General features: G+C 71.8%; 3 protein-coding genes. 1 reads left to right on the forward strand and 2 read right to left on the reverse strand.

The window, feature by feature from the left end; translation table 11 throughout:
• On the forward strand, positions 1–8,135 hold an 8,135-nt coding region (locus tag DQ392_RS30175; RefSeq protein WP_114018896.1), incomplete at its 5' end, for a type I polyketide synthase.
• A gap of 467 nt (positions 8,136–8,602) precedes the next feature.
• Here DQ392_RS30175 and DQ392_RS30180 read toward each other — a convergent pair.
• Together DQ392_RS30180 and DQ392_RS30185 are read right to left on the reverse strand one after the other, a co-directional pair.
• The gene (locus tag DQ392_RS30180; protein ID WP_114018897.1) at positions 8,603–11,710 is read right to left on the reverse strand and encodes a non-ribosomal peptide synthetase; all 3,108 of its coding nucleotides are present in this window, start codon (positions 11,708–11,710) and stop codon (positions 8,603–8,605) included.
• A gap of 2 nt (positions 11,711–11,712) precedes the next feature.
• Positions 11,713–12,543, reverse strand: a complete 831-nt coding sequence (locus DQ392_RS30185; RefSeq protein WP_114018898.1) for a hypothetical protein — start codon at positions 12,541–12,543, stop codon at positions 11,713–11,715.
• Between the last annotated feature and the right edge of the window lie 30 nt (positions 12,544–12,573).

The raw sequence follows: 12,573 nt of genomic DNA on the forward strand, positions 1-12,573 counted from the left end.
TCGGCCACCTCCACACCCACGGCATCCCCCTCAACTGGAACACCCTCCTCCCACCCACCCACCACACCCCCCTCCCCACCTACGCCTTCCAACACCACCACTACTGGGCCGACGCGGTCAGCGCCGGGACCGATCCGGTCGCGGCAGGGCTGGGTGCCCTCGAGCACCCGCTGCTGAGCGCGGTGGTCACCGAGCCGGATTCGGACGGATTCGCGTTGACCGGGAGGTTGTCGCTCGGCGGCCAGCAGTGGCTGGCCGACCACCAGGTGCTGGGCACGGTGCTGATGCCGGGTACCGGACTGCTGGAGTTGGTGTTGCAGGCCGGGCGTGAAGCGGAATGCCCGGTGGTGCAGGAACTCACCCTGCACGCGCCGATGGTTGTCGGGCCGCACGGTGGGTTGCAGGTGCGCGTGTCCGTGGGGCGTGCCGAATCCGGTGCGCGGAGCGTGCGCATTCACAGCCACCACGAGTCCGACACCTCCGCCGGGTGGGTCCTGCACGCGGAGGGTGTGCTGTCCGCGACCTCTCCCCGCCCTGTGACCGGGCTGGAGTCGTGGCCTCCCGCCGGAGCCGACGTCGTTCCCGTCGAGGACGCGTACGACCGCTTGGCCGAGCTGGGGCTGGAGTACGGCCCGCTGTTCCAGGGCCTGCGTTCGGCGTGGCGCACCGCGGGCGAGGTGTACGCCGAGGTCGCGTTGGACGAGCGGGCCCATGGCGACGTCGCCGGGTATGCGCTCCACCCGGCACTGCTGGACGCCGCCCTGCACGCCATCCTGCTGGGTGACTTCGTTCCTGGTGCGGAGCCCGGGCAGCCGTGGCTGCCGTTCAGCTGGTCCGACGTCGATCTGCATGCCGACGGCGCGACCGCGTTGCGTGTGCGGATCGGCGAAGGCGGGCAGCCCAACTCCGTATCCGTGACGGTTGCCGACCCGATGGGCGCGCTGGTGGCCCACGCCGGGACGCTGAACCTGCGCCCGGTGCTGCCGGACCAGCTCGCGTCGGCCGGGGCGAAGGACGATCCGTTGTTCCGTCTGGAGTGGACGGAGGCGGGCCGCGCGGAGGAGGGGCGGGCGCTGGAGGGGATGGGCCTTGTCGGTGAGGGTCTGCCTCCTGCGGGTGGGGTGGCGTGTCATGCCTCGCTGGGTGCTCTGGCCGACAGTGGCAGCGTTCCCGAGTGTGTGGTGTTGACCGTTGCGGAGTCGGGCGGGGAGGTACCGGAGGCGACCCGTCGCGTCGCGGAGACGGTGCTTGGGCAGGTTCAGGCGTTCTTGGCGGATGACCGGTTCGCCGAGTCCCGGTTGGTGGTGGTGACGCGGAGCGCGGTTGTGGTGGAGCCGGGTGAGGAGTTCGCGCCGGCCTCGGCGCCGGTGTGGGGTTTGGTGCGTGCGGCGCAGGCCGAGCACGCGGATCGGTTCGTGCTGGTGGATGTGGATGTGGATGTGGATGTGGATGGGGCGTCGGCGTCGGTGGGTGTGGTTGCGGGTGCGCTGGCGTCCGGTGAGCCGGAGGTGGCGGTGCGGTCGGGTCGGGTGCTGGTGCCTCGTCTGGTGCGGGTGGCCGCTGCGGCGCATGAGGTGCCCGTGGTTGATCCGGCGGGCACCGTGTTGATCACCGGTGGTACCGGCGGTTTGGGTGCGTTGGTGGCCCGTCATCTTGTGCTTGAGCGTGGTGTGCGCCATCTGCTGTTGGTGAGTCGTAGTGGTTCCGATGCGCCGGGCGCTGCGGAGTTGTCGGCTGAGTTGGTTGCGGCGGGTGCGTCGGTGGATGTGAGGGCGTGTGATGTCACGGATCGGGGCGCGCTTTCGGAGGTGATTGGGTCTGTTTCGGTGGAGCATCCGTTGGTGGGTGTGGTGCATGCTGCCGGGGTCGGGGATACCGGGTTGATCGAGTCGGTGTCGGTGGAGCGTCTGGCTGGTGTGTTCGGGCCGAAGGTTGATGCGGCGTGGTTTTTGCATGAGCTGACGTGTGAGTTGGATTTGGCGTTCTTTGTGTTGTTCTCGTCGGCGGGTGGTTTGGTGTTGCCGGCGGGGCAGGCGTCGTATGCGGCGGCGAATGTGTTCTTGGATGGGTTGGCGGCTTATCGTCGTGGGCTCGGGTTGGTTGCGACGTCGTTGGCGTTCGGGTTGTGGGAGACGTCGACGGGGTTGACGCGGTGGTTGGGTGACGCTGATGTGGAGCGGATGCGTCGTCAGGGTCTGCCGGCGTTGTCGGTGGAGGCGGGGCTTGCCGGGTTCGATGCCGGGCTGGCCTCGTCCGAGGCCCTGCTGGTGCCGCTGCGGGTGGATGTCGCCGCGCTGCGCAAGCGGGTGGACCTGCCCGCCCTGCTGCGCGGACTGGCGCCGCGGGCGCGGCGAGCCGCGCGCACTGCCCCTGGCGGTTCCGGGATCGGGCGTGAGCTGGCGGCGCGGGAGCCCGCGGAGCGCATGCAGGCGTTGCTGAGCCTGGTCCGGGAGCGGGTCGCTTCCGTTCTCGGCTACCCGTCGTCCGAGATGGTTGAGCAGAGCAAGGCGTTCCAGGATCTCGGCTTCGACTCGCTGACCGCGGTCGAGCTGCGCAACGAGCTGAACGCGGCGACCGGTCTGCGGTTGCCGGCGACGTTGGTGTTCGACTATCCGAACGCGCAGGCCGTCGCCGCGTATCTGGACGGCGAGTTCGGTGGCGCCACCGAGGCCGCCCCGGAGGTGGCCGCTCGAGCGGCCGTCGACGAGCCGATCGCGATCGTGGGCATGGGATGCCGATACCCGGGTGGTGTCGCGACGCCTGAGCAGCTGTGGCAGGTGGTCGCCGACGGCGTGGACGTCGTCGGCGGGTTCCCGACAGACCGGGGGTGGGACCTGGACGCTCTCTACCACCCGGACCCCGATCACCGCGGGACGACCTACACCCGCCATGGTGGGTTCCTCCACGACGCCGGGCTCTTCGACGCGGCCTTCTTCGGCATCTCGCCCCGCGAGGCTCTGGCGATGGACCCGCAGCAGCGGTTGCTGCTGGAGACGTCGTGGGAAGCCGTCGAGCGTGCGGGCATCGACCCGGTGTCGTTGCGCGGGTCGCGTACGGGCGTGTTCTCCGGTGTGATGTACCACGACTACATGTCGCGGCTTTCCGGACTCCCCGGTGAGCTGGAGGGACTCATCGGGACCGGCAACTCCGGCAGTGTCGTCTCGGGGCGTGTCGCCTACGCGTTCGGGTTCGAGGGGCCCGCGGTGACGGTGGACACGGCGTGTTCGTCGTCGTTGGTGGCGCTGCATCTCGCGGTGCAGGCGTTGCGTTCCGGTGAGTGTGATCTGGCGTTGGCCGGTGGTGTGACGGTGATGGCGTCGCCGTCGACGTTCGTGGACTTCTCCCGGCAGCGCGGGTTGTCTCCTGACGGGCGGTGCAAGGCGTTCGCGGCGGGTGCGGACGGCACCGGGTGGAGCGAGGGTGCCGGTGTGCTGATGGTGGAGCGGCTCTCCGACGCCCGCCGCAACGGCCACCCCGTCCTCGCGGTCGTCCGCGGCACGGCGACCAACCAGGACGGTGCCAGCAACGGACTGACCGCACCCAACGGCCCCTCGCAACAGCGGGTGATCCGCCAGGGGCTGGCCAACGCGGGTCTGTCCGCGTCGGAGGTGGACGCGGTCGAGGCCCATGGCACCGGGACCACTCTCGGTGACCCGATCGAGGCGCAGGCCCTGATCGCCACGTACGGCCAGGACCGGCCCGCCGGCCGGCCGGTGTGGCTGGGCTCGGTGAAGTCGAACATGGGCCACACCCAGGCCGCCGCCGGTGTCGGCGGTGTGATCAAGATGGTGATGGCGATGCGGCACGGTGTGCTGCCGCGGACCCTGCACGTGGACGAGCCATCGCCGCATGTGGACTGGGCCTCCGGCGGGATCGCGCTGCTCACCGAGGCGCGCGAGTGGACGGAGGACGGCGGGCCGCGTCGGGCCGGTATCTCCTCGTTCGGCATCTCCGGCACCAACGCGCACGTGGTCATCGAACAGCCACCCACGAGCGACGCGGCCGAAACCGCCACAGCCGCTTTGCCCATGGTGCCGTGGGTGCTCTCGGCGCGGAGCGCCGACGCCCTGCGCGCACAGGCCGAGAAGCTGGCCGCGCACGTGTCGGGTGAAGACCTGGACGCCGCGGCTGTGGGTGCGGCGCTGCACGGCACACGGACGCTGCTGGACCACCGAGGCGTGGTCGTCGGCGCGGACCACGCCGAGTTGGTCGAGGGGCTGCGTGCGCTGGCTGCCGGTGCGGACCGGCCGGGACTGGTCACCGGCACCGGGACCGGCGGCAAGCTCGGGTTCCTCTTCAGCGGCCAGGGCAGCCAGCGTGCCGGCATGGGCAGGGAACTGGCGCAGACGTTCCCGGTGTTCGCCGACGCGCTGGACGAGGTCGCCGGGGTTCTCGACGCGCTGCTGCCGCATCCGGTGCGGGAGGTGATGTTCGCCGAACCGGGCTCGGAACTCGCCACGCGGCTGGACGAGACCGCGATGACCCAACCCGCGCTGTTCGCCTTCGAGGTCGCCCTCCACCGGCTCCTGGCCTCCCTCGGCGTGACCCCCGACGTGGTGGCCGGGCACTCGATCGGTGAGATCGCTGCCGCGCACGTCGCCGAGGTGTTCTCGCTCCAGGACGCGTGCCGGCTGGTGGCGGCGCGTGCGCGGTTGATGCAGGCCCTGCCCGCGGGCGGAGCGATGCTCGCGGTCGCCGCACCCGAGGCGGACGTGCTGCCGCTGCTCGCGGACCACGGGGACCATGTGGGTGTCGCGGCGGTCAACGGGCCCGCCTCGGTGGTGGTCTCGGGCGCCGAGGACGTGGTGGAACGGATCGGTGCCGTGCTGGCCGAGCAGGGCGTGCGGACCCAGAGGCTGCGGGTCAGCCATGCGTTCCACTCACCGCTGATGGACCCGATGCTCGACGAGTTCGCGGAGGTCTGCTCGTCCCTGACCTGTCGCGAGCCGTCGATTCCGGTGATCTCACACGTGACCGGGCAACCGGCCGTCGAAGGGCAGCTGACCGATCCCGGCTACTGGCTCGACCACGCGCGGCAACCGGTGCGGTTCGCCGACGGCCTCGCCGCCGCCCGCACGACGGGGGCGTCGGTCTTCTTGGAGGTCGGGCCCGACGGGGTACTGACAGGGCTGGCGCGGCAGGTGCTGGACGGGACCGGTGTGGTCGTGCCCACGGCGCGCAAGAACCGTGACGAGGTCCAGGTGTTCGTCGAAGCGCTGGGGCGGCTGCACACCTGTGGCGTGCCCGTCGACTGGACGGCGTACTTCGGGCGGGCCGGCACCACCCATGTGGACCTTCCGACCTACGCCTTCCAGCGCGAGCTGTACTGGCTGAACGGCGGCAAGGGCGCGCAGGACGTCTCGTCCGCGGGCCTGGGCAGCATCGAACATCCGCTGCTGTCCGCCGTCGTACCGTCGCCCGACTCGGACGGCATGGTCTGCATGGGCCGGCTGGCACGCGAAACGCAGCCATGGGTGGCCGACCACATGGTCGGCGACGCCGTGATCCTGCCCGGCACCGCGCTGGTGGAGATGGTCATCCAGGCGGGTCACGAGGCGGAGAGCCCGGTCCTGGAGGAGCTGACCCTGCGGGCGCCGATGGCGCTGCCCGAACGCGGGGGCATCCAGGTCCAGATCGTGGTGGGTGCCACGGGCACGGACGCACGGCGTGACGTGGCGCTCTACTCCCGTCCCGACACCGGCGTCGACGAGCCGTGGGTGCAGCACGCCGAGGGCGTGCTCGCCCCGGCGCTGCCGGTACCCGACCTGGACATGGCCGTCTGGCCGCCGAGGGACGCGGAGCCGGTCGGCGTCGAGGACTTCTACGCGGAGACGGCAGGACGGGAGGTCGCCTACGGGCCGGTCTTCCAGGGCCTCACGGCGGCGTGGCGTCGCGGAGAAGAGGTGTTCGCCGAGATCGCCCTGCCCGATCACGCCACCGAGGAGGCCGAACGGTACGGGCTGCACCCCGCGCTGCTCGACGCCGCGTGGCACGCGGTCGGGCTCGGCGACTACCTGGAGGAGGTCGAACCCGGCACCTCGAACCTGCCGTTCGCGTGGAACCAGGTGGTGCTGCACGCCGTCGGCGCGACCCGGTTGCGCGTGCGGGTGGGCTCCGCGGGGGACCGTGGGACGGTACGGCTCGCGGCCACCGACCAGACCGGCGCACCTGTCATCCAGATCGAGCGCCTCGTGATGCGGCCGGTAGCGGTCGATCAGCTCGGTGCGGCGAGCCCGCGCCACCGGGACAGCCTGTTCCAGCTCGACTGGGCCGCTGTCCCCGGCGGCGAGGGCGGAGCCGACCTCACCGTGATCGGTGACGGTCTCCCGGGGCTCTCGGAGCGGCGGGCACCGGACCTCACCGCGCTGACCGAGGTGGACACCGGCTGGGTAGTGGCGACGGTCGGCGGCCACGAGAGCGCCCCTAACGCCCCGGACGCGGCGGCGCACACCGCCGCCCAGGAGGCACTGGCCCTGCTGCGTGAGTGGCTGGCCGAGGACCGCTTCGCCAAGGCGCGGCTGGCGCTGGTGACCCGGTACGCGGTCGCCGTGGCGCCGGGCGACGATGTGACCCCGGCACAGGCCGCCGTCTGGGGCCTGGTGCGGGCGGCGCAGGCGGAGAACCCGGACCGGTTCGTGCTGCTGGACGTGGACGACGAGGCGTCCGCCGGGCCGATCCGCGGCGCGCTCGCGACGGGTGAACCGCAGCTGGCTGTGCGCGGTGACCAGGTAACGGCGCCGCGGCTCGCCCGTGCCGCCGCACCGCCGTCCGACGTGGACACGCGGGCGTGGGACGCGGAGGGCACCGTGCTCGTCACCGGCGGAACCGGCGGTCTCGGCGCCGTCCTCGCCCGTCACCTGGTGGCCGAACACGGCGTCCGGCACCTGCTGCTGGTCAGCAGGAGGGGCGAGCACGCCCCCGGCGCGACCGAACTGCTCGGCGAGCTGACGGACCTGGGCGCCGACGTGCACATCGCGGCGTGCGACGTGACCGACCGCCCGGCGGTCGCCGCCCTGCTCGACGCGGTGCCGCTCGACCATCCGCTCACCGCCGTGGTCCACACCGCCGGTGTGCTCGACGACGGTACGATCGACGCCCTCACCCCCGAGCGGCTGACTGCCGTGCTGCGCCCGAAGGCGGACGCGGCCTGGCACCTGCACGAGCTGACCCGCGGCCAGGACCTGGCGGCGTTCGTGCTGTTCTCGTCGGTGGCCGGTGTGCTCGGCGGCGCGGGCCAGGGCAACTACGCCGCCGGCAACGCGTTCCTCGACGGACTCGCACAGCACCGCCGCGCGTGCGGGCTGCCGGCCACATCGCTGGCCTGGGGGCTGTGGGCGGACGCGGGCGGCATGGCACAGCGGCTCGGTGAAGCGGACCTCAGCAGGATGGCGCGGTCCGGGATCTCACCGCTGGCGGCCGAGGACGGCCTCGCGCTCTTCGACGCCGCGCTGTCGCACGAGCGCGCGGTGCTCGTGCCGGTCACCCTCGACCTGCGGGTGCTGGGCGCCGCGGGCGACGCGTTGCCCGCGCTCTTCCGCGGCCTGGTGCGCGGCGGCGCGCGCCGTGCGGCATCCGGTGGCGCCGCGGACGCCGCCGCGTTCGCCGACCGGCTGGCCGGTCTCGCGCCCGCCGAACGCGAGGTGCTGCTCTCGGACCTGGTCCGAGGCCAGGTCGCCGCGACGCTCGGCTTCGCCGACGGGGCCGCGATCGCCGATCAGCAGCGGTTCCAGGAGCTCGGTTTCGACTCGCTCACCGCGGTCGAGCTGCGCAACCGGCTCACCGCGGCGACGGGCCTGCGGCTGCCGGCTACGTTGATCTTCGACTACCCCACGCCTGCCGCGCTGACCGCGTACCTGACCGGCCAGTTCGGTGGGGAAGCCGACGAGGAGTCGGAGGTCCTGCGGGTGTTCGCCGACCTGGACAAGGTCGCCAACTCGGTGCAGGCGGTCGGCGTGGATGACACGGCACGTGTCCGGATCACCGCGCGGCTCAAGGAGATCCTTGCCGGCCTCAGCGACGCCTCGCAGACGTCTCACACTGTCAGGGACCAGATCGACTCGGCGAGCGACGACGAGATGTTCGCTTTCATCGACGCCGAACTCCTGGACTCGGGCGACAAGGGAGAGGAATCCTGAGGCGCAGTCGGCCAGTCGGCCAGTCGGCCAGTCGGCCAGTCGGCCAGTCGGCCAGCCGGCCAGCAGCAGTACGGCGCGTGTCCGAACGGCGGTCGGCTGTCCTCCGGGCCTCTCGTCGATGGGGTCACCCGTGACCACCCGGCGAGCGGGCGGCGCAGAGGGACGCGGCCCGGAGACGGCACGCCGGGGGCACTGCGGGCCGCGGAGGAGCGGCAGCGTGAGGTGGCGGGTTGGAACGGCAGGCCCGCACCGGGCGTTCGCCCAGGGCGCCGCGCGCCGTTCCGTCCACCGCAACGGAGGCGCACCGGGACGGAGGCGCACCGGGACGGAGGCGCACCGGGACGGAGGCGCACCGGGACGGCCGAAGGGCGCCCCCGCCGTGACAACGGCGGGAAGGCGCCCTGGGCCGCGGCAGCGGCCTGCCGCACGTGAGCGCGGGCCCGCCTCGCGGCGGGCCCGCGGCGTGCTCAGCTCATCTCGGCCCGCAGGCGGCGGGCCAGCCCACTCGGCGTCGGACTGTCGAACAGGTCCTTGAGCTTGAGGCGCACCTGGGTGGCCGACTGCACTTCTTGCAGCAGCTTGACGCCGAGCAGCGAGTGCCCGCCGTGCGCGAAGAAGTTGCTGTCCGCGTCGAGGTCACCGCGGTCGAGTGCGGTCTTGTAGAGCCCTACCAGCGTGACCACCAGGTCGTCGCCGTGCTCGGTTCGTTCGTCCGTCACGTCGTCCGTCGTTTTCCGGGCCGCACGCAGCCCCTCGGCCCGGCGGCGCAGCGCGGGGTAGTCCACCTTGTCGCTGCCGGTCATCGGGAAGGCGTCCACCACCACGAATTCGTTCGGTGTCGCCGCGGCGGGCAGCAGACCGCGCGCGTGCTCCCACAGCCGCGCGGCGATGCCGGGCTGCTCGGGTGCGGTGACGAACGCCCACAGCGCACCGTCGGCGCTGGGTTCCCCGACGAGCACGACGGCGGCGCCGGTCAGGTCGGGGTGGGAGAGCAGGACCTCCTCCACCTCACCGAGTTCGATGCGGTTTCCGCGCAGCTTGACCTGCCGGTCCATCCGGCCCAGGATCTCCAGCTGCCCGTCGTGGGTCCACCTGGCCAGGTCGCCTGTGCGGTAGTACCTGCCGCAGGACGGGTGCTCGCCGAACCGTTCCGCATCCAGGTCAGGGCGGTTGTGGTAGCCGAGGGACAGGCCCGCGCCGGCGATGCACAGCTCACCCTGCACACCGAGCGGCAGCGGCGCGCCGTCCTGGGTCATGACGTGCACCTGCGTGTTCGCGATCGGTGTCCCGACCGTGATCGTGTCCTCGGAGCCGGCCTTGATCGTGCCGCCGGTGGACCAGACCGTGGCCTCGGTCGGCCCGTAGAGGTTGAACAGCGTGCACCCGGTGGCCGCCAGCCTTCCGGCGAGCGGCGCGGGGAGCGGCTCACCGCCGATGATCACGGTGCGGCCTGCCAGCCGGCCGGCCACCTCATCGAGGACGAGGCGCCAGGTGGTGGGCGTGGCCGAGAGGACCGACGCGTCGTGCCGGTCCAACGCCTCGGCCAGGGCCGTACCCTGGGTACGGGCCTCGTCCGGCGCGACGACCAGCGTGCCACCGGTACCCAGGGGCAGGAAGAGTTCGAGGGTGGACATGTCGAAGCTGAACGTCGTCACCCACAGCATCGACCTGCCGCGGGCGTCGAGCGCGTCGGCGAAGTGCGTGACGAGGTTCGCCAGGGCGCCGTGGCGGATCCGGGTGCCCTTGGGGCGTCCGGTGGAGCCGGAGGTGTAGATGAGGTACGCCTGATCGTCCGCGCTCACGGGTGACTGCGCGAGAACCGTGCCCTGGGTGGGCGTCACGCTGTCGACGTGGACGAGCGGGAGCACGACCCGGTCGCCGGGCACAGCGACGTCCTCACCGGCCAGGACGATCACCGCGCCTGAGTCGTCCAGTTGGTAGGAGACGCGCTCTTCGGGGTGGTCCGGGTCGAGCGGCAGGTAGGCGGCGCCGCACAACCAGACGCCGAACACCGCCGCGACGAGTTCGGGGCCGCGGCGTGCGAGGAGCGCGACGACGTCGCCCTTGCCGATTCCCGCTGCCGTGAGCCGGCCGCGGGTTGCCTCGGCCGCTGCCCACAGCCGTCGGACGCCGACCGAACGCGCGCCGTCCACCACCGCCGGCCTGTCCGTCTCCGGCGCGGTGGAGACCGTTGCGGCGAGCATCTCCAGCAGCGTGTCCGGGCGGACGGGACACGCGGTGTCGTTGGCCCTGCCGATCACGTCGTGGTCGCGGCGCGCCCAGACCGGCAGTTCCCCGATCGCGTCGTCGGGGCGGGAGGCGAGCGTGACGAGCAGCTCGTCGTACCGGGCCAGCAACATGGCGATGTCCTCGTGGTCGAAGACGTCCACACCGAATCCCGCCCGCACCTCGAGCGCGTCCGCCGTGGAGGTGACGAAGAACTCCAGGTCGAACTTGCTGGTGCCGGTCTCGACCATGAGCTGCCGTGCCGGGTGTCCGCCGATGACGAAACCGGCCTTCGTGTCCGCGGGCGCGTAGTTGAAGGTGTAGCGGAACAGGCTGTTGCGTCCGGACGCGTGCGCCCTGGGCACGTACTCGATGACGCGCTCGGCGGAGTAGTCCGCCTGCGCCATCGCTTGGAAGAACTCGCGCCGGTTCAGGCGCACGAACGAGCGGAAGCTGTCCGCGCGGTCGACCGGTGTGCGTAGGACCACCACGTTGGCGTGGTAGCCGATCGCGGCCTCCGCCTCGGGGGAGCGGACGTTGACCGGCGACCCTATGGTGAGGTCGGTGCCGGCACCGTGCGAGGCGAGCAGGACCCCGTACGCCGCCGTGAGCACCACGGACTCGGGCGCCCGCAGGTCCTGCTGCATCCGCTTGACGGCGTCGCGCGCCGCGGGCGAGAGGGTACGGGTCAGGACGTCACCGGCGAGCGTCGTCACCGCGGGATCCGGTTTCGCGCACCACAGCGGGGACGCGGACGCGTCGACCCCTTCGAGCTTCGTGCGCCAGAACGTCTCGCTGGTCTCCCTCGCGGGCTGCTCCTGCCAGGCCGGCACGGTCTGTGTGCCGCACTCCGTGCCCGCGGCCAGCGCGTTGTACCGCGCGACGAACTCCTCCAGCAGCAGCGCGGCCGACCGGCCGTCGAAGTTGGCGTGGTGCACCGCGATGCAGACGATGTCGGCCGTGCCCTCCCGCACGTGGGCAGCGCGCAGCAGCAGCTCGCCGTCCGGTGCGAACGGCCGGGCGACGAAATCGGTGAGCCAGGGGATGAGTTCCGCGCTGCTCAGGTCCGCCTGGAGGACTTCGGGTGCCGCTTCCTCCGCGTCCAGCACCTCACGGACGAGGCCACCGGGTTCCGTCTTGAACACACCGCGCAGCACCTCGTACGTGCGGACCAGACCGGCCACGGTCTGCCGCACGATGTCGTGCCGGAGCCTGCCCTCGACGCGGAAGGTCGTGTTCAGGTTGTTGACCCCCGTGCCGGGCACGTACTCCTCGAGCAGCCACAGCGCCTGCTCCTTCGGGGAGGCCGGTTTCCTCTCCGGCGCGGTGGCCGGTCCGTCCGATGTCATGGTCAGCGCTCCAGCAGCTTGTCGACGGTCTCGGCCACCCCGGGGGACCGCAGGAGTTCGGCGTGGTCCTCGTCGAACCTGATCTCGTGCGCGACGAACTCGCCCGTCCCCATCTCGCCGGTGACCTTCAGCCGGTTGAGCCCGTTGTGCGGACTCGACGAGCTCAGCGCCGTGGCGTCCAGCCAGGCCGGCCGGGGGTTCAGCCCTTCGGCGAGGCTGAGGTAGGACAGGAACGAGCTGAACAGGCTCCACATCTCGGCGCTGTACTCCGTGTCGAGACCCGCGCGGGCGAACGCGCCGTCGCTGATGCGCCGGAACTCGCCGAACATCTCCGCCGCGTACCGGCCCACCGTCATGCCGTCGAGGCGGAGGTACTTTCCGAGCTCGGCGTGGATCTCAGCGCGCTCGGCCTCGCTCAGAATCGTGTCCAGCATGTCGAGGACCTTCGTCAGCTGGTACTGGATGGTCACCAGCTGGGTCGGCTCGGGGTCGAAAACGATGAGTTTCGGCGCGGTGCCCTGGCTCTTCGCCAGCTCGTCCGCCAGCGAGGCCCCGTACACGGAACCGACGCAGAAGCCGAGTACCGCGCGCACCGTCATGCCGCTCTCCCGCACCGGCGCCAGCCAGGAGCCGATGTACTCGTCGACGTCGACGCCGGAGTCGGGGGCGACCGCGGGCGGCGCGATCAGCCAGTAGTTGCCGTCGTGCTCGAGCTGCGGCACGAGGTCGGAGAAGCCGGCTTCCGGCCGCCCCGTCGTGTGGAAGTCGGCACACAGGATGACCTCCGACGACGATGAGGTGCGCAGTGGTGCCCAGGTGCTGCTGATGCTCATGTTTACACCTTCGAGTGGTTGAGGCGTTGG

Source organism: Streptomyces reniochalinae, assembly GCF_003323735.1.
GTDB classification, from domain to species: domain Bacteria; phylum Actinomycetota; class Actinomycetes; order Streptomycetales; family Streptomycetaceae; genus Streptomyces; species Streptomyces reniochalinae.